18 protein-coding genes and 1 tRNA gene are annotated in these 17327 nt (G+C 73.7%); 15 read left to right on the top strand and 4 right to left on the bottom strand.

Annotation, left to right across the window (positions count from 1 at the left end; all coding sequences use genetic code 11):
• Window positions 1-77: 77 nt before the first annotated feature.
• Together K330_RS0112550 and K330_RS21060 are read left to right on the top strand one after the other, a co-directional pair.
• On the top strand, window positions 78-314 hold the full coding sequence (locus K330_RS0112550) for a DUF6458 family protein (protein ID WP_022922161.1): 237 nt from the start codon (window positions 78-80) through the stop codon (window positions 312-314).
• Between the two features lie 73 nt (window positions 315-387).
• Entirely contained in the window at window positions 388-900 is a 513-nt protein-coding gene (locus tag K330_RS21060; protein ID WP_084617489.1) for a GtrA family protein, read from the top strand.
• A gap of 154 nt (window positions 901-1054) precedes the next feature.
• Here K330_RS21060 and K330_RS0112540 read toward each other — a convergent pair whose 3' ends face one another.
• Entirely contained in the window at window positions 1055-2914 is a 1860-nt protein-coding gene (locus K330_RS0112540; protein ID WP_022922159.1) for an acyl-CoA dehydrogenase, read from the bottom strand.
• Window positions 2915-3100: 186 nt separating this feature from the next.
• Here K330_RS0112540 and K330_RS0112535 point away from each other — a divergent pair, with 186 nt between their 5' ends.
• A complete protein-coding gene (locus K330_RS0112535; protein ID WP_022922158.1) occupies window positions 3101-3544 on the top strand; it encodes a universal stress protein in 444 nt (147 codons plus the stop codon).
• Here the strand turns inward: K330_RS0112535 and K330_RS0112530 are convergent.
• Window positions 3541-4470 carry an LLM class F420-dependent oxidoreductase gene (locus K330_RS0112530; protein ID WP_022922157.1) on the bottom strand — a complete coding sequence of 310 codons (930 nt, stop codon included), beginning with the start codon at window positions 4468-4470 and terminating at the stop codon, window positions 3541-3543. The genes K330_RS0112535 and K330_RS0112530 overlap by 4 nt on opposite strands.
• 63 nt (window positions 4471-4533) lie before the next feature.
• Here K330_RS0112530 and K330_RS0112525 point away from each other — a divergent pair, with 63 nt between their 5' ends.
• The 6 genes from K330_RS0112525 to K330_RS0112500 all read left to right on the top strand — a co-directional run bounded on the left by K330_RS0112525 (window position 4534) and on the right by K330_RS0112500 (window position 10609).
• Complete coding sequence (locus K330_RS0112525) at window positions 4534-6114, top strand: ABC transporter substrate-binding protein (protein ID WP_029202628.1); 1581 nt, start codon at window positions 4534-4536, stop codon at window positions 6112-6114.
• Window positions 6115-6144: 30 nt separating this feature from the next.
• Window positions 6145-7095: an ABC transporter permease gene (locus K330_RS0112520; protein WP_022922155.1), complete on the top strand. Its 951-nt coding sequence runs from the start codon at window positions 6145-6147 to the stop codon at window positions 7093-7095.
• On the top strand, window positions 7092-7976 hold the full coding sequence (locus tag K330_RS0112515) for an ABC transporter permease (RefSeq protein ID WP_022922154.1): 885 nt from the start codon (window positions 7092-7094) through the stop codon (window positions 7974-7976). Before K330_RS0112520 ends, K330_RS0112515 begins: the two co-directional genes overlap by 4 nt.
• A gap of 187 nt (window positions 7977-8163) precedes the next feature.
• Window positions 8164-9210: an ABC transporter ATP-binding protein gene (locus K330_RS21055; protein WP_051145597.1), complete on the top strand. Its 1047-nt coding sequence runs from the start codon at window positions 8164-8166 to the stop codon at window positions 9208-9210.
• A 122-nt stretch (window positions 9211-9332) separates the two neighbouring features.
• Window positions 9333-10187, top strand: coding sequence for an ATP-binding cassette domain-containing protein (locus K330_RS0112505; RefSeq protein ID WP_029202627.1), 855 nt, complete (start codon window positions 9333-9335; stop codon window positions 10185-10187).
• Window positions 10184-10609, top strand: coding sequence for a methyltransferase family protein (locus K330_RS0112500; RefSeq protein WP_022922153.1), 426 nt, complete (start codon window positions 10184-10186; stop codon window positions 10607-10609). Before K330_RS0112505 ends, K330_RS0112500 begins: the two co-directional genes overlap by 4 nt.
• Before the next feature lie 23 nt (window positions 10610-10632).
• Here K330_RS0112500 and K330_RS0112495 read toward each other — a convergent pair whose 3' ends face one another.
• Entirely contained in the window at window positions 10633-12003 is a 1371-nt protein-coding gene (locus K330_RS0112495; RefSeq protein WP_084617484.1) for an MFS transporter, read from the bottom strand.
• An 82-nt stretch (window positions 12004-12085) separates the two neighbouring features.
• Here K330_RS0112495 and K330_RS0112490 point away from each other — a divergent pair, with 82 nt between their 5' ends.
• From K330_RS0112490 to cutA, 5 genes are all read left to right on the top strand, one after another.
• Window positions 12086-12793, top strand: coding sequence for an ArsR/SmtB family transcription factor (locus K330_RS0112490; RefSeq protein ID WP_022922151.1), 708 nt, complete (start codon window positions 12086-12088; stop codon window positions 12791-12793).
• Window positions 12783-13898, top strand: a complete 1116-nt coding sequence (locus K330_RS0112485; RefSeq protein ID WP_022922150.1) for a P1 family peptidase — start codon at window positions 12783-12785, stop codon at window positions 13896-13898. Before K330_RS0112490 ends, K330_RS0112485 begins: the two co-directional genes overlap by 11 nt.
• 55 nt (window positions 13899-13953) lie before the next feature.
• A complete protein-coding gene (locus K330_RS0112480) occupies window positions 13954-14745 on the top strand; it encodes an SDR family NAD(P)-dependent oxidoreductase (RefSeq protein ID WP_022922149.1) in 792 nt (263 codons plus the stop codon).
• A gap of 65 nt (window positions 14746-14810) precedes the next feature.
• Entirely contained in the window at window positions 14811-16139 is a 1329-nt protein-coding gene (locus K330_RS0112475) for an aspartate aminotransferase family protein (RefSeq protein ID WP_022922148.1), read from the top strand.
• Window positions 16136-16525, top strand: coding sequence for a divalent-cation tolerance protein CutA (gene cutA, locus K330_RS0112470; protein WP_022922147.1), 390 nt, complete (start codon window positions 16136-16138; stop codon window positions 16523-16525). The genes K330_RS0112475 and cutA overlap by 4 nt, the downstream gene beginning before the upstream one ends.
• 68 nt (window positions 16526-16593) lie before the next feature.
• On the opposite strand, the gene K330_RS0112465 is transcribed toward cutA, so the two are convergent.
• A tRNA-Gly gene (locus tag K330_RS0112465) sits at window positions 16594-16664 on the bottom strand.
• Window positions 16665-16745: 81 nt separating this feature from the next.
• Here K330_RS0112465 and dcd point away from each other — a divergent pair.
• Window positions 16746-17327 (top strand): dCTP deaminase, encoded by a 582-nt coding sequence (dcd, locus tag K330_RS0112460; RefSeq protein ID WP_022922146.1) that lies wholly within the window; start codon window positions 16746-16748, stop codon window positions 17325-17327.

The following is a 17327-nucleotide window of genomic DNA, read 5'->3' as shown; positions in this document are numbered from 1 at the left end:
GCTGACCTGCGCCTTGCCGCGCCGCGGGGGGCCTGCTCGGATACGGTTGGGGTTGACCACAACGGAAAGGCTCCACCATGGGCATCGGCCTCGGCATCGTCCTGTTCGTCCTCGGCGCGATCCTCGCGTTCGCCGTCAACTACCAGGTGGCCGGCATCGAGCTGACCACGATCGGCTACATCCTCATGGCCGCCGGCGTGCTGTCCCTCATCCTGGGCCTGGTCATCAACCAGCAGCGCACCAACACCACGCACCGCGAGGTCATCGACCGGCACGAGGACCGCGACGTCCGCCGCCGCGACATCGAGGGCTGAGGCGCAGCGCGTTCCCAGCCTTCCTCCCTACCGTGCGGAGGTCACCGTCCCGCCTCGCGAGGTAGCGCCCACCATGACTGACGTCCCCTCGACGAGGGTGCCCCCGGCCCCCACCGGGCAGGACGAGAGCGCTGCGGCGGACCGCTTCGAGGCCCTGCGCGACCGGGTCCACGGGCTCCTGCCGGGCCGGGTGCGCCGTCTGGTGCCGGCCACGGCCGTCGGCTTCGCGGCGATCAGCTCCTTCACCTACGCGGTCGACCTGGTCCTGCTGGCCGTGCTCTTCGACGTGGTCGGCGCGCCCTACCCGGTGGCGGTGACGGTCGGCTACGTGACCGCCTTCGGGCTGGCGTTCGTGCTCAACCGGTGGCTGAACTTCCGCTCGCACGGCTCCGTGACGCGCCAGACCGGCCGCTACGTGGCGACGGTCGTGGCCAACTACGTGCTGTTCATCCTGCTGCTGTCGACGACGCTGGAGGCGGTGGGCGTGCACTTCCTCGCCGCACGGCTGATCGCCGGCGCGTGCGAGGCGGTGTTCATGTACCTCATGATGCGCTTCGTCGTCTTCCGCCCGGCCCGCAGCGCCTGAGGGCAGGCCGTCCGAGGCGCCCCACCGCCCCCGTCGGTCTCGTCGACCTCGCCGTCGGTCGGTCGACATCGCCCAGCTGGACGATGTCGACCGACTCAGGGCGAGGTCGCCAACCGGGGCAGGGTCCCCGGTGGCCGCACGCGGCCCGCCTCCGTCAGAACGCCGCTTCGGGCAGCTCCATCAGCGAGGTGTCGGCGGCGGTCACCACGCGGCGGTCGGCGCCGAGGCGAGGGAGCACCTCCGCGGCGAAGAACCTCGCCGCGGCCACCTTGCCCTGCAGGTATGCCGTGTCGCCGGGGCGCTCGCCGGAGTCCAGCAGGCGCTGGGCCACCTCCGCCTGCCGCAGCAGCAGCCAGCCGACGACGAGGTCACCGGCGGCCAGCAGCAGCCGGGTGGTGTGCAGGCCCACGGCATACACCTGCTCGGGGTCCTGCTGGGAGGCGATCGCCTTGCCGGTCATGAACTCGACCATGGCCTGGACCTCGCCGAGCGCGCGCAGCACCGCGCCGCGGACCTCGCCCAGCCCGTCCTCCACCGAGGCGGAGGCGGTGTCCATGACCTGGCGCGCCACATACCCCAGCGCGACGCCCTTGTCCCGCAGGATCTTGCGGAAGAAGAAGTCCATGCCCTGGATGGCGGTGGTGCCCTCGTAGAGGGAGTCGATCTTGGCGTCGCGGACGTACTGCTCGACGGGGTAGTCCTGCAGGAAGCCCGAGCCGCCGAAGGTCTGCAGCGACTCGGTGCCGAGCAGCACCCAGGCGCGCTCGGAGCCGCAGCCCTTGACCAGCGGCAGCAGCAGGTCGTTGACGCGTGCGGCCATCGCGGCCTCGGTGTCGGGCTCGACGGCCTCCTGGCCGGAGGCGAGCTGGGCGGCCTGCACGGTGTCCTGGAAGCTGGCGGTCCACAGCATGAGCGCGCGCAGGCCCTCGGCGTAGGACTTCTGCAGCATGAGCGAGCGGCGCACGTCCGGGTGCGAGGTGATCGTCACGCGCGGGGCCGACTTGTCGGTCATCTGCGTCATGTCGGCGCCCTGCACGCGCTGCTTGGCGTAGTCGAGGGCGTTGAGGTAGCCGGTCGACAGCGTGGCGATGGCCTTGGTGCCGACGAGCATGCGGGCGTACTCGATGACGCGGAACATCTGGGCGATGCCGTCGTGGACCTCGCCGAGCAGCCAGCCGACGGCCGGGCGGTCGGCGTCCTCGCCGAAGCGCAGCTCGCAGGTCGTGGAGACCTTCAGGCCCATCTTGTGCTCGATGTTGGCGACCTGGACGCCGTTGCGCTCGCCCATCTCGCCGGTCTCCAGGTCCACGTGGCGGTCGGGGACGATGAACAGCGACAGGCCCTTGGTGCCGGGGCCGGCGCCCTCGGGGCGGGCGAGGACGAAGTGGACGACGTTGTCGTAGAACGGCGCGGTGCCGCTGGTGATGAAGCGCTTGACCCCGGTGACGTGCCAGGTGCCGTCGGGCTGCCGGACCGCCTTCGTCCGGCCGGCGCCGACGTCGGAGCCGGCGTCGGGCTCGGTGAGCACCATCGTCGCGCCCCAGCGCTGGTCGACGATGAGCTGGGCCAGCTTCTGCTGCTCGGGGGTGCCCAGGTGGTAGAGCACGGTGGCGAAGCTGAAGCCGGCGGAGTACATCTTCACGGCCGGGTTGGCGCCGAGGACCATCTCGGCGACCGACCAGGCGAGGGTGGGCGGGGCGCTGGTGCCGCCGAGCGCCTCGGGGACCTCCAGGCGCCACCACTCGTTGTCGATCCACGTCTTGTAGGAGTTCTGGAAGGACTGGGGCATGGTCACGGTGCCGGTGGCCGGGTCGAAGACGGGGGGCGTGCGGTCGGACTCCAGCAGCGACTCCCCGACGGGGCCCTCGGCCAGCTCGGCGACCTGGTGGAGCACGTCGCGGGCGGTCTCGGCGTCGATGTCCTCGAAGGCGCCCCGGCCCAGGACCTTCCCCCTCTCCAGCACGTCGAACAGCATGAACTCGATGTCACGCACGTTGCTCTTGTAGTGGCTCACGACGCCCTCCAGGTATCCGGTACTCGCGGTATCTACTTCTTGGTAACAAGTGTGCACCGCGGGGTGGGGGAAGGCAAGACGCCGGGAGGTCGAGGTATGGAGTACTACACTGGTGCGTACACCATCCGGCACGCCCCGGGTCGTCCTCCACCACGGCAGGTCCGGGAGCCGGGGAGAGGAGAGACGATGTCGTACTCCACAGTCCTGGTCCCGGTGGCCCCGGGGCACGGGGACGAGGCCCGGCGCGCGGTCGAGGTGGCCCGCACCCTGGTCGACGAGGGCGGCTCCATCACCGTGGTCACGGTCATCGAGGACCTGCCGCGCTACCTGACGGTGGAGACCTTCGCGGTCGACCCGCAGATCATGGAGTCCCAGCGGGCCGTCGGCGAGGCGGTCGTCGCGGAGTTCACCGCGCCGGACGTCGAGGTCGTCGTCCGCCACGGCTACCCCACGCGCGCGATCCTCGACGAGATCGAGGACGGCGGCTACGACTGCGTCGTCATCGCCTCGGCGCAGCCGGGCTGGGCGCACTTCTTCCTCGGGTCGACCGCCTCCAGCGTCGTGCGTCACGCGCACTGCTCGGTGCACGTGGTCCGCACGCCGGCGGCGGAGGAGGGTGCGTCGGGCTAGAGCTGCGGCACGACCTCGGCCGCCACCAGCTCGGTGTGCGCCAGGTCGGACAGGTCGAGCATCTGCAGGTAGAGCCGCTCGGCGCCGGTCTGCTCGCGCCAGTGCCCGATCCGCTCGACCACCTCGGCCGGGGTGCCGGCCAGGCCGTTGTCGCGCAGCTCCTCGACGTCGCGGCCGATGGCGTCGGCGCGTCGGCGCACCTCGGCCTCGTCGCGCCCGACGCACGCGACGAGGGCGACCGAGCGCAGGATCGCGCCGGGGTCGCGGCCCACCTCGCGGCAGGCCTCGTCGACCCGGGCGTACTGGCGCACGGTGTCCTCCACCGTCGGGAACGCCATGTTGAACTCGTCGGCGAAGCGGGCGGCCAGCTGCGGTGTGCGCCGCCTGCCGCCACCGCCGATGATGATCGGCGGGTAGGGGTCCTGCACCGGCTTGGGCAGTGCGGGGGAGTCGGTGACCGACAGCGTGCGGCCCCGGTACTCGAAGCGCTGCCCGGCCGGCGTGCGCCACATACCCGTGACGACGCCGAGCGCGTCCTCGAGCTGGTCGAAGCGCCGTGGCGCGTCCGGGAAGGGGATGCCGTAGGCCGCGTGCTCCTCGGCGAACCAGCCGGCGCCCAGCCCGAGCTCGACCCGCCCCCCGCTCATCTGGTCGACCTGGGCCACGCTGACCGCGAGCAGGCCGGGGTGGCGGAAGGTGACCGAGGTGACCAGGGTGCCCAGCCGGATCGTGCTGGTCTCGCGGGCCAGGGCGCCGAGGGTCACCCAGGAGTCGGTGGGGCCGGGCCGGCCGTCGCGGCCCATGGCCAGGAAGTGGTCGGAGCGGAAGAAGGCGCTGTAGCCGCAGTCCTCGGCGGTCCGCGCCAGGCGCAGCTGGTCCTCGTAGGTGGCTCCCTGCTGGGGCTCGGTGAAGATCCGTAGGTCCATCGGGCCAGTCTGCCTCGGGGTGGCGGCTGGCGCGGTGCGGGTCGATGGACTATGATGCACGCCATGACGACGTCGACGAAGACACGCTCCCGCGCACTGGTCGCCGCGATGGCCACGGCCGTCCTGCTCGCGGGCTGCAGCGCGGGCTCGGGCACGAGCTCGGAGGACCCGACCACCGGCGGCACCGACACCGACGGCGCGACCGGCACGGGTGGCACGGCCGGCGGGCCCAGCGACGAGACCGTGCGCGTGGGCCTGGTCGCCGAGCCGGCCAGCCTGGACTTCACCACCACCGACGGCGCCGCGATCCCCCAGCTGCTCCTCGACAACGTCTACGAGACGCTCGTCACCGTCGACGCCGCCTCCGGCGAGATCGTCGGCGCGCTGGCCCAGGACTGGGAGGTCAGCGAGGACCGCCTGACCTACACCTTCACCCTCGAGGACGGCGTCACCTTCTCCGACGGCTCCGAGTTCACCGCCGAGGACGCGAAGTTCTCCCTCGAGCAGGTCTCCTCGGACGCCTGGACGATCAGCCTGGCGGCCCAGCTCGACATCGTCGAGTCCGTCGAGGCGCCCGACGACAGCACCGTCGTGGTCACCCTGTCCGAGCCGAGCAACAGCTTCCTCTACGCCCTGACCACCCGCGTCGGGGCGATGTTCGACACCGAGGGCACCGACGACCTGGCGAACACGCCGGTCGGCACCGGGCCCTACACCTTCGTCAGCTGGGACCGCGGCTCGATGATCGAGCTGGCCCGCAACGAGGACTACCACGGCGAGGCGCCCTACTTCGGCACCGTGGAGATGCACTACTTCCGCGACGCCAACGCGCTCAACAACGCCATGCTCACCGACGCGATCGACGTCGTCGGCACGGTGCAGGCCCCCGAGTCGCTGGCCGAGTTCGAGGGCGGCGACTACTCGATCGTCGAGGGCACCACCAACGGCGAGATCGTGCTGTCGATGAACCAGCAGGAGGGTATGCCGCTGGCCGACCTCGCGCTGCGCCAGGCGGTGCGCCACGCGATCGACCACCAGGCCCTGATGGACACCTGCTGGGCCGGGCGCGGCACCCTCATCGGCTCGATGGTGCCGCCGACCGACCCGTGGTACGAGGACCGCACCGGTGACTACCCCTACGACCCCGACCAGGCGAGGACCCTCATCGAGGAGGCTGGCGCCGAGGGCACCGAGCTGCGGCTGCGCATCCCCACGCTGCCGTATGCCGTCTCCTGCGGCACCGTGGTCGAGTCGATGCTCGAGGAGGTCGGGCTGCAGGTCACGATCGACGAGCTGGAGTTCCCCTCCGCCTGGCTGGAGACGGTCTTCACCAACAAGGACTTCGACATGTCGATCGTCGCCCACGTGGAGCCGCGCGACCTGGGCAACGTCTTCGGCAACCCCGACTACTACACGACCTACGGCACCGACGAGCTGCGGACCCTGCTCGACGAGGCCGACGCCGGCACCGAGGAGGAGCAGGTGGCCAAGATGCAGGAGGCCGCCGCGCTCATCAGCGAGGACGCCGCCGCCGACTTCCTCTTCCTGCTGCCCAACCTCATGGTCGCCGACCCCGACATCACCGGCCTGCCGGAGAACGCCATCAAGGAGTCCTTCCCGCTGGCCGACCTCGCCCGCGGCTGACCCGCCGACCTCGAGGTCACGGCATACCTGATGCTCCTGAGATTCCTGCACCGGCTGATGGTGCTGGTGGCCAGCGTGGCCGCGGCGTCCGTCGTGGTGTTCGCGTTCATGCGCGTGCTGCCCGGCGACCCCGCCCGCGTGGCGCTGGGGATCAACGCCTCGGAGCAGGCGGTGGCCCAGCTGCGCGAGCAGTTCGGCCTCGACCGGCCGGTGCTGGTGCAGTACCTCGACTGGGTCGGCGGGCTGCTGACCCTCGACCCCGGCATCGAGTTCGTCTCCAAGGCCGCGATCGGCCCGCAGATCGCCGACCGGCTGCAGGTGACGCTGTGGCTGGTGGTCTGCGCGATGGTGCTGGCCCTGGTGCTGGCGCTGCCGGTCGGGATCTGGATGGCCGTGCGGCACCGGCACTGGGACGGCGTGGTGCTCTCGGCGTTGTCGCAGGTGGGCGTGGCGGTCCCGGCGTTCCTGGCCGGCATCGTGCTCATCTCGGTCTTCGCGGTCCGGCTGGGCTGGGTCCCCTCCGGGGGCTGGGTGGTGCCGGCCGAGGACCCGGTCGGCTTCCTGCAGCGCCTGGCGCTGCCGGTCGTGTCGCTGTCGCTGGTGCAGGCCGCGGTCCTGGCCCGCTACGTGCGCTCGGCGGTGCTCGACGTGCTGCGCGAGGACTTCCTGCGCACCGCCCGCGCCAAGGGGTTGCGCCCGGTCCAGGCGCTGGTGCGCCACGGGCTGCGCAACGCCGCGGTGCCGGTCGTCACGGTGCTCGGCCTGCAGCTGGCGACCCTGCTCATCGGCGCGGTCGTCATCGAGCGGGTCTTCGTCATCCCCGGCCTGGGCTCGCTGCTGCTGGACTCGGTGGCCAAGCGCGAGCTGCTCACCGTGCAGGCCGTCGTGATGGTGCTCGTCGTGGCGGTGCTGTTCATCAACTTCGTCGTCGACGTGCTCTACCTCGTCATCGACCCGCGCCTGCGGACGGCGCCGCGATGAGCGAGATGCAGGGCGCACCGGCCGCCCAGGTCGTGACCCCCGACGACACCACCCCCCGCCCCCGCGGGCGCGCGCTCAACCCCAGCCTGCTCATCGGCGGCGCGATCGTCGCGGCCATCGTGCTGCTGGCGCTCCTGTCCTACGTCTGGACGCCCTGGCCACCCATGCGCGTGCTGCCGGTCGAGCCCTACCAGACGCCCAACGCCGAGCACTGGCTCGGCACCGACCGGCTGCGCCGCGACGTCCTCACCCAGATCCTCGTCGGCGCCCGCACCACCCTGTATGTCGGTCTCGTCGCCGTCGGCGTCGCCGCGGTGGTCGGCGTCCCGCTCGGCATCCTCGCCGCCATGTCGCCGGGATGGCTGGGCCAGCTGGTCATGCGCGCCAACGACGTGCTGCTGGCCTTCCCCGCGCTGCTGCTGGCGATCATGTTCGCCGCGCTCTACGGCGGGTCGACCCGGGTGGCGATGATCGCGATCGGCATCGCCACCATCCCCGCCTTCGCCCGCATCACCCGCTCCGGCGCGCTCGGGGTGATGAAGACGGAGTATGTCGTCGCCGCCCGCGCCGCGGGCCGCTCGCCGCTGGGCATCGCCTGGCGCCACGTGCTGCCCAACGTCGCCGGGCTGGTCATCGTCCAGGCGTCGGTGTCCTTCGCCATCGCGATCCTGGCCGAGGCGGCGCTGGCCTACCTCGGGCTGGGCACCCCCACGGGCCAGGCGTCGTGGGGGCGGATGCTCTTCGAGGCGCAGACGACCCTGCGCTCGGCGCCCCACCTGGCGCTCATCCCCGGCGCCGCGATCGCCCTGTCGGTCCTGGGTTTCAACCTCTTCGGCGACGGCCTGCGCGACTGGCTCGACCCCAGGCTGGAGAACCGATGACGCACCATGCAGCCCTGCCCGGCGTCCCTGACGTCCCCGGGGTCCCCGGCGTCCCCGGCGTCCCCGCCGGGGGCGCGGGCAAGGTTGTGCACGTGATGCACCGTCCGCCCCGCCGCATACGGTGCACAACCTTGTCCGGCCGGTGCGGGACCGCTGCCGGCGCGCGTGTCGCCCGGAGGACGCTGCCATGACAGCACGACCTGTGGAGACCGAGGCGGTCGCTGACGAGCACGCTGTCCTGAGCGTCGACAACCTCTCCGTCGGCGCGCGGCACACCCCCCTCCTGCACGACGTGAGCTTCACGATCGGCCGCGGCGAGCGGGTCGGCCTGATCGGGGAGTCCGGGTCGGGCAAGTCGCTGACCGCGCTGGCCGTCATGGGCCTGCTGCCCGAGGGTCTGCAGGCCTCCGGCGACGTGCGTCTCTCGGCCCGCACGCCCGCGCGGCGCAACCTGCTGGGCGTCGGCGAGCGGGAGATGGCCCGGGTGCGCGGCGACGGCATGTCGATGGTCTTCCAGGAGCCGATGACCGCGCTCAACCCCACGATGCGGGTCGGTGACCAGGTGGCCGAGGTCATGCTCCTGCACCGCACCCAGCCCTCGCGCGCCGCCGCCCGCCGCCGGGTCGTCGAGCTGCTCGAGAAGGTCGACCTGCCCGACCCCGCCCACCTGGCCCGGTCCTACCCGCACGAGCTGTCCGGCGGGCAGCGGCAGCGGGTGGTGCTGGCCATCGCCCTGGCCAACGACCCCGCCCTGCTCATCTGCGACGAGCCGACGACCGCGCTCGACGTCACGGTGCAGGCGACGGTGCTCGACCTCGTCGTGCGCGGCGTCGAGGCGCGGCACGCGGCGATGCTCTTCATCACCCACGACCTCGGCGTCGTCGCGACCGTCTGCGAGCGGGTGCTCGTCATGTACGGCGGGCGCATCGTCGAGGCCGGCCCCGTCCAGGAGGTCTTCGCCGACCCGCGCCACCGCTACACCCAGGGGCTGATCGGCGCGAGCGACCTGACCGGTGCCGAGGGCCGCCGCGGCCGGGCGGCGCTGCCGACGATCCCCGGCTCGGTGCCGCCCGCCGGACGGTTCCCCGAGGGCTGCGTCTTCCGCACGCGGTGCGCCCACGCCACGCAGCGGTGCGAGACCCTGCCGCCGTGGGTGCCGCGCGGGCCGCACCCGGCCGGCGAGACCGCATACGGGCATGCCTGCGTGCACCCGGCAGGAGGTGGGACGACGTGACGGCGGAGACGGGGTCCGGGGCGGAGCCCCGGCGGGGGAGCACGGGGGCGGAGCCCCCGGGTGTGCGGACGGGGTCCGGGGCGGAGCCCCGGCGGGGGAGCACGGGGGCGGAGCCCCCGGGTGTGGCCATCGAGCTGCGCGAGGTATGCCGTGACTTCCGGCGCCGCCGCACCTCGCTGACCCAGCCCGCGCCGGTCGTGCGCGCCGTCAAGGACGTGACGGCCACCATCGGGCGGGGCGAGCGGTTCGGGATCGTGGGCGAGTCGGGCTCGGGCAAGTCGACGCTGCTGCGCCTGCTGTGCGGGCTCGACCAGCCGACCTCCGGCGAGCTGCTCGTCGAGGGCCGCCCGATCCACGACCAGCCCGCCCGGCGGCTGGGCTGGCTGCGGCAGCGGCTGCAGCTGGTCTTCCAGGACCCGATGAGCAGCCTGGACCCCCGGATGCGGGTGCGTGACATCGTCGCCGAGCCCCTCGTCGCCCAGGGCCGGCACGAGGGCAACCGCGAACGGGTCGTCGAGCTGCTCGAGCGGGTCGGGCTGTCGGCGGACGTGGCCGACCGCTACCCGCACCAGTTCTCCGGCGGCCAGCGCCAGCGGATCTCCGTGGCCCGGGCCCTCGCCCCCGGCCCCGACATCCTCGTCGCCGACGAGCCGGTGTCGGCCCTCGACGTCTCGGTCCGGGCCCAGGTGCTCAACCTCATCGACGAGGTGGTGGAGGCCTTCGGGCTGACCCTCGTCTTCGTCAGCCACGACCTGTCGGTGGTGCGCCACGTGTGCGACCGGGTCGCGGTGATGCAGCGGGGCGAGCTCGTCGAGGTGGCCCCGACCGAGCAGCTCTTCGCCGCGCCGGAGCACCCCTACACCCGGTCCCTGCTCGCGGCCGTGCCCGACCTGCACCAGGCGCTCGCCGGCCGCACCGCCCAGGACCTCGCCGCCGGCGTCGCGCGTCGCGGCCCCGAGCCGGGAGGGACGGCGTGAGGGTCCCGCCCGTGGTCTGGCTGGCCGGGGCGGCCTGGGCCCAGCGTCGCGTCGGCCGGCCCCCGACGCCGGTCACGCTGGCGGCCTCGGCACCTTTCGTGGCCGCCGCGGGCTGGCTGGGGGCCGGGGCCCTGCGCGAGTTCGCCCTGGCGCGCACGACCTTCCACCCCGAGCATCCCGACCGGGCCACCACGCTGGTGACGACCGGCCCCAACGCGCTGACCCGCAACCCGATGTACCTCGGGATGGCCAGCCTCCTGCTCGGGCACGCCGTCGCGCGCCGCTCCCCGGTGGCGCTGCTGCCGGTCGCCGGCTTCGTCGCGGCGATCGACCGCTGGCAGGTCCCGGCCGAGGAGCGGGCGCTCGCGGCGCGCTTCGAGGGGTATGCCGACTACGTCGCCCGGGTGCCCCGCTGGCTGTAGCGCCCACCGTCTGATGGGCGGGGTCACTGCGCGGCCGGCCCCCACGCGTCGGGACGGGGGAGGGTGCGCAGCGCCCGGCTGCTCACGACCGCCCCGACCGCGAGCAGGCAGACCGCCGCGCACACGAGGAGCGTGGGACGCAGCCCGAGCAGCGCCAGCCCGAAACCGGCCAGCACCGGCGCCAGCGGCGTGGCGCCCGCCCCGACCAGCTCGACCGCTCCCATGACCCGGCCCACGACGCTGCGGGGCGTCTGGTGCATCAGGTAGCTGAGCACCGCCGCGTTCGCCGCGGGCGCCCCCAGGATGCCGACCGTCAGCACGGCCAGGATCGGCCAGAAGCCGGGCACGAACGGCAGCACCAGCATGGACAGCCCGGCCAGCGACAGTCCCACGGTCGCGACCCAGCCGGAGGCGAAGCGCTGCACGACCGGCCCGGCGGCCACGGCCCCGAGCAGCATGCCCAGGCCGAGGGCGGTGGAGACCAGGCCGATGCGCGCCGGCGCCTCGCCGGTCGTCGCCAGGTGGTAGAGCAGCGTCGAGATGGCCGCGTTGAGACCCAGGTTGAGCAGCAGGGCGACGGCCATGACCCGGCGCAGCTCGGGGCGGGCCCACAGCCAGCGCAGCCCCGCCAGGATCTCGACCCGGACGGAGGCCGGCTCCGCGGCGCGCACCGGGCGGAAGTCGCCGCGCAGCACGAGGGCCGCCGCGGCGCTCAGGAGGTATGCCGCAGCCGTCGCCGCGAGCGCCGGCAGGGCGCCCAGGCCGAGCAGCAGTCCCCCGAGCGGCGGCCCGCCCATCGACACCGCGGCGTCGCGCGCCTGGTTGGCCGCCGACGCCGTCGGGAGGAGGTCGGGGCGCACGACCTGCTTGAGCGCGGTGTTGGAGGCGCCGCCCAGCAACCCGGCCCGCACGCCGGCGAGCAGGTTGAGCGCGCCCAGGGCGACCAGGCCCAGGTCGAGGCCGAGGACCGCCGTCATCGCGCCGACGACCAGCGCGGCGGTCAGCCCGCTGAGGACCATCAGGCGGCGCAGGTCGTGGCGGTCGGCGAGCACCCCGCCGAGCAGCGTCGTGGCGATCCGCCCGGTCAGGCCGACGGCTGCGACCGTGCCGGCGGCGGCCGCGCTGCCGCTGACGATCACGACCAGGAGGGGGACGAGGAAGAACTGCAGCGACGACCCGAGCGCCTGACCGGTGTCGCTGACCAGCCAGACCCAGTAGCTCCGGGAGCGCCGCAGCGACGGGGCCGTGGAGGGGCTGACGTCCTCGGTGGCCGCAGAGGCGTGCACCCCGCGTCCTCGGTCGTCCTGGGGGCGCACATCCGGCGTCGTCGGTGGGGCGGGGGGCGTGCGCCCGGCGTCGTCGGTCGGGAGGGGGGCCGGGTGCGTCGTGGTCATGGAGCCGACGATAGACCCGCAAGCGAAGTTGCGCAATAGTTTTTGCGCAACTTCGCGTGCGGGTGACGGCTAGGGTGACGCCATGGCCTCTCCTGAGCCCGACGGCACCACCCCCGACGACCCGACCCCGGGCGGCACCGCCTCGGACGTCGCGCGCGGCGCCGACTCCCCCGATGACGGCGACCAGCGCTCGCGCACGGTGCAGCTGACCTCGCCGATGCTCAAGGCGGTGTCGCACCCCCTGCGCCGCAAGATCCTGGAGCTGATGCACGAGAACGTGCCGCGCCGCGCGGCGGACCTGGCCGACCTCGTCGGCGCCCCGGCCAACTCCGTCAGCTTCCACCTGCGCCAGCTCGCCAAGGCCGGCCTCATCGTCGAGGCCCCGGAGCACGCCCGCGACCGGCGCGACCGGGTGTGGACGGCGGCCGGCAGCGGCTACTCCATCCCGGCGCCGTCGACCCCCGTCGGTCCGGAGGACGAGCTGGTGCTGCGCTCGTTCATGGACCAGGAGGCGCTCGACCTGCACGACGTCGTCGCCCGGGTCACCGCGTGGGCGCCCGACTGGAGCAGCGGCCGCGACGCCACCCCGCGCGCGACCATCCAGACCGGTCTGCTCGAGCTGACCCAGGAGGACGTGCAGTGGCTCTCCGAGGAGCTCGGGGCGCTGATGGACCGGGCGATCCGCCGCAGCCGCGAGACCTCCGACGAGCCGCGCGGCCTGTGGCGCATCGTCAACATCCTCGCCGACGACTCGCTGCCCACCCCCGAGGAGAAGCACCGTGACGCCTGAGCCCCTGCCGGTCCCCGGCCCGACCAACACCCTCGTCGACGTCGCCGGGCTGGCGGTCGGCCACCACCAGCGTGTCGGCGACGGCTGGCTCACGGGGTCGACCGTGGTCCTCGCCCCTCCGGAGGGCGCCGTCGCCGGGGGTGACGTGCGCGGCGGCGGACCCGGCACGCGCGAGACCGACCTGCTCGACCCGTGCAACCTCGTCGAGCGCGTCCACGCCGTGAGCCTGTCCGGGGGCTCGGCCTTCGGTTTGGCCGCCGCCGACGGCGTCATGCGGTGGCTGCTCGGGCAGGGGTGCGGCTTCGCGATGGGCGCCCCGGACCGGCTCGTCCCGATCGTCCCGGGCGCGGTCATCTTCGACCTCGGCCGGGGCGGGCGCTGGGACGCCACCCCCGACGCCGGCTTCGGCGCCGCAGCCTGCGACGACGCGCTGCGGGCGCGGGAGCAGGGCACCGACGGCCGTGCCGGGGCGCCCGCGCTGGGCGCGGTCGGTGCCGGCACGGGCGGCCAGGTCTCCGGAGGGCTCAGGGGCGGGACCGGGTCGGCCAGCCAGCTGCTGCCCGACGGCTCCACGGTCGCCGCCCTCGTCGTCCTCAACGCGGTGGGCTCCACCGTCGACCCCCGCACCGGTGAGCTCTACGGCGCCTCGCGCCTGCTGCCCGGGGACCTGGAAGGCCTGCCGGGGGCGCCGTCCGGTGCGCGGCTCCATACCCCCGAGGCCGCCGAGGTCGACGCGGCCCGGGCGCGGGCCGTCGAGCTGGGCTCCGAGGCGCTGCCGCGCACCCTGGCCACCACCATCGGCGTGGTCGCCACCGACGCGACGCTGACCGAGGGGCAGGCGCAGCGGCTGGCGATGTCGGGCCAGGACGGGCTGGCGCGGGCGGTGCTGCCGGCGCACTCGATGTTCGACGGCGACACGATCTTCGGGCTGTCGACCTGCGGCCGTGCCGCTCCCGACGCGCTCGGCTTCCACCGGATGCTGCAGGGCGCGGCGGACGTCGTGACCCGAGCCATCGTCCGCGCGACGCTGGCCGCGGAGTCCGTGACGACGCCGGAGGGGACCTGGCGGTCCTACCGCGAGGCGTTCCCCAGCGCCCTGCGCTGAGGCCGGGTGAGGGGGAGCGTCGCGTCTGTCCACCGCGCTGGCAGACTCTGCGGGTATGACGTCTCTCGACTACGCGCAGATGTTCCGGCTCGACGACCGCCACGCGGTCGTGGTGGGGTGCGGGGGGATCGGCGCCGAGATCGCCGCCGGCCTGGCCGCCCAGGGCGCCCGGGTGACCTGCCTGGACAAGGACCCGGCGACCGCGGAGGCGGCCCGCGGACGGCTGCCGGACGGGCAGGCCCGCGGGCACACGGCATACCCCGTCGACGTGCTCGACGAGAGCGCCCTGGACGTCCTCGCCGACCAGCTGGGCGACGTCGACGTGCTCGTGCTGACCGCGGCGGTCAACGTGCGCAAGCAGCTGCTCGACTACAGCGGCGAGGAGTTCGACCGGGTGGTGGGGCTCAACCTGCGCGGGACGTTCAACGCCGTCCGCGCGTTCGGCAGCGGCATGGCGCGGCGGGGGAGCGGCTCGATCATCACCCTGACCTCGATCCGGGCGCTCGTCGTCGAGCCCGGGCAGGGTGTCTACGCCGCGACCAAGGCCGGGGTCATGCAGCTCGTGCGCACCCTGGCGGCCGAGCTCGGGCCGCAGGGCGTGCGGGTCAACGCCGTCGCGCCCGGGGTCGTGGAGACGCCGCTGACCCGCCAGATCCGCGACGACGAGGCCTGGGGCCGGGCCTACGCCGAGAAGTCGGCGCTGGGCCGGTGGGCCCGGCCGGAGGAGATGGTCGGGGCGGTCTGCTGGCTGGCCTCCGACGCCGCCAGCTTCGTCACCGGCTCCCAGGTCATGGTCGACGGCGGGTGGACCGCGATCGACGGGCGCTTCACCCCGCCGACCGGCTGAGTCCCCGGCGCGCCGCACCGGCCCCGGGGCCGGACCGCCCGGCGCGGAGGGCATACTGGGGCATCATGGTTGCACCTGCCTCGGCCGACAGCGCCCTGGGCACGCGGATCCGCGAGCTGTCCAGGGCACACGTCTTCACCTCCTGGTCCGCCCAGCAGGAGATCGACCCGGTGCCGATCGCCGGGGGGAAGGGCGCGTGGTTCTGGGACCACGACGGGCGCCGCTTCCTCGACCTCACCAGCCAGCTGGTCAACGTCAACCTCGGCTACCAGCACCCCCGCCTGACCGCGGCCGTCCAGGAGGCCGCCGGGCGCATCACCACCGTCGCGCCGAGCTTCGCGGAGCAGTCGCGCGCCGAGGCCGCGGCCGCGGTCGCCGGGCTGGCGCCCGAGGGCCTGGACAAGGTCTTCTTCACCAACGGCGGCGCCGAGGCCAACGAGAACGCCGTGCGCATGGCGCGCCTGCACACCGGCCGCTCCAAGGTGCTCGCCTCCTACCGCAGCTACCACGGCGCCACCGCCGGCGCGATCGCGCTGACGGGGGAGCCGCGCCGGTGGGGCTCGGAGCCCTCGGTCCCCGGTGTCGTCCACTTCTGGGGCCCCTACCTCTACCGCAGCGAGTTCTGGGCGACCACCCCCGAGGAGGAGTCCGAGCGCGCGCTGACCCACCTGCGCCACACCCTGGCCGCCGAGGGCCCGCAGCACGTCGCCGCGATCATCCTCGAGCCGGTGGTCGGCAGCAACGGCATCCTCGTGCCACCGCCCGGCTACCTGGAGGGCGTGCGCGCCCTGTGCGACGAGCACGGCATCCTGCTCATCCTCGACGAGGTCATGTCGGGCTTCGGCCGCACCGGCGCGTGGTTCGCCGCCGAGCACTGGGGCGTGCGGCCCGACCTCATCAGCTTCGCCAAGGGCGTCAACTCCGGCTACGTGCCGCTGGGCGGGGTGGTCATCTCCGCGGAGGTCGCCGCGACCTTCGACCACACGCCCTACCCCGGCGGACTGACCTACTCCGGCCACGCGCTCGCCACGGCCTCGGCCGTCGCCGCCATCGGGATCATGCAGGACGAGGGCACGATCGAGCACGCCGCCGCCCTCGGCGAGCAGACGCTCGGGCCGCAGCTGCGGGCCCTGGCCGAGCGGCACGAGGTCGTCGGGGACGTCCGCGGCCTCGGCGTCTTCTGGGCGCTCGAGCTCGTGGCCGACCGCACCACCCGCGAGCCGCTGCCGGCCGACCGCATGAAGGCGGTGCAGCAGGCGTGCGTGGCCCGCGGGGTCTGGCCGCTGGTCATGGGCAACCGGGTCCACGTCGTCCCGCCGTGCGTCATCACCCACGAGGAGGCCGCGCAGGCCGTCGCGCTGCTCGACGAAGCCCTCGCCGAGGCCGGGCGGTGACCGCCCTGCCCGTCACGCCCGCGCCCCTGCCACCGAGCGAGCCGCCGCTGGTCGAGGCCCGCGTCGCCGTGCCCGACGCCGAGTCGGCCCGCCGGCTCGCCGACGACCTCGTCGGGCGCCAGCTGGCCGCCTGCGTGCAGGTCCTCGGGCCGATGATGTCGTTCTACACCTGGGAGGACGAGGTGCAGCACCACGAGGAGTGGCTGCTGCTGGCCAAGACCACCGCGCAGTCCTTCCCCGAGCTGGCCGAGGCGGTCGTCTCGCAGCACCGCTACGACGTGCCCGAGGTCATCGCGGTGCCGGTCACCCAGGCGCTGTCCTCCTACGCCTCGTGGGTGCGCAGGGGATCGGACGGCATACCCGACGAGCCGCGCGCCGGCGCCTGAGCCGCGCGCCGGGACCGGACGCGAGAAGCCCCCGCCGGGCGGACCCGGCGGGGGCTTCGTCGTCTGCGAGCGGGCGACGAGAATCGAACTCGCGTATTCAGCTTGGGAAGCTGATGTTCTACCATTGAACTACGCCCGCGAGGCCCGCGGCGGGGCCGAAGCGCCATACTAACGCGGCCTGTCGACCGCCTCCAAGCCGCCCCACCGTTAGGGTGTCTGCGTGCTCCTCTCCGACCGCGATATCCGTGCTCAGATCGACGCCGGCAGGGTCGTGCTCGACCCGTGGGAGCCGGCGATGGTCCAGCCGTCCAGCGTCGACGTGCGCCTCGACCGCTACTTCCGGCTCTTCGACAACCACAAGTACCCCGTGATCGACCCCGCGCAGGACCAGCCCGACCTGACGCGGCTCGTCGAGGTGGAGAAGGACGAGTCGTTCGTGCTGCACCCGGGGGAGTTCGTCCTGGGGTCCACCTACGAGCAGGTGACGCTGCCCGACGACGTCGCCGCGCGGGTCGAGGGCAAGAGCTCGCTGGGCCGCCTGGGGCTGCTCACCCACGCGACGGCCGGCTTCGTCGACCCCGGCTTCACCGGGCACGTGACCCTCGAGCTGTCCAACGTCGCGACGCTGCCGATCGTGCTGCATCCCGGCATGAAGATCGGCCAGCTGTGCTTCTTCCAGCTCAGCTCGCCCGCCGAGCACCCCTACGGCTCCTCCGACAAGGGCAGCCACTACCAGGGCCAGCGTGGGCCGACCGCGAGCCGCTCCTTCCAGAACTTCTACCGCGCCCCGGTCTCGGGCTGA

The organism is Ornithinimicrobium pekingense DSM 21552, from assembly GCF_000421185.1.
GTDB lineage: Bacteria > Actinomycetota > Actinomycetes > Actinomycetales > Dermatophilaceae > Ornithinicoccus > Ornithinicoccus pekingensis.
Note: the sequence above shows the minus strand (reverse complement) of the source record. Positions and strands in the feature narration are given on the sequence as shown.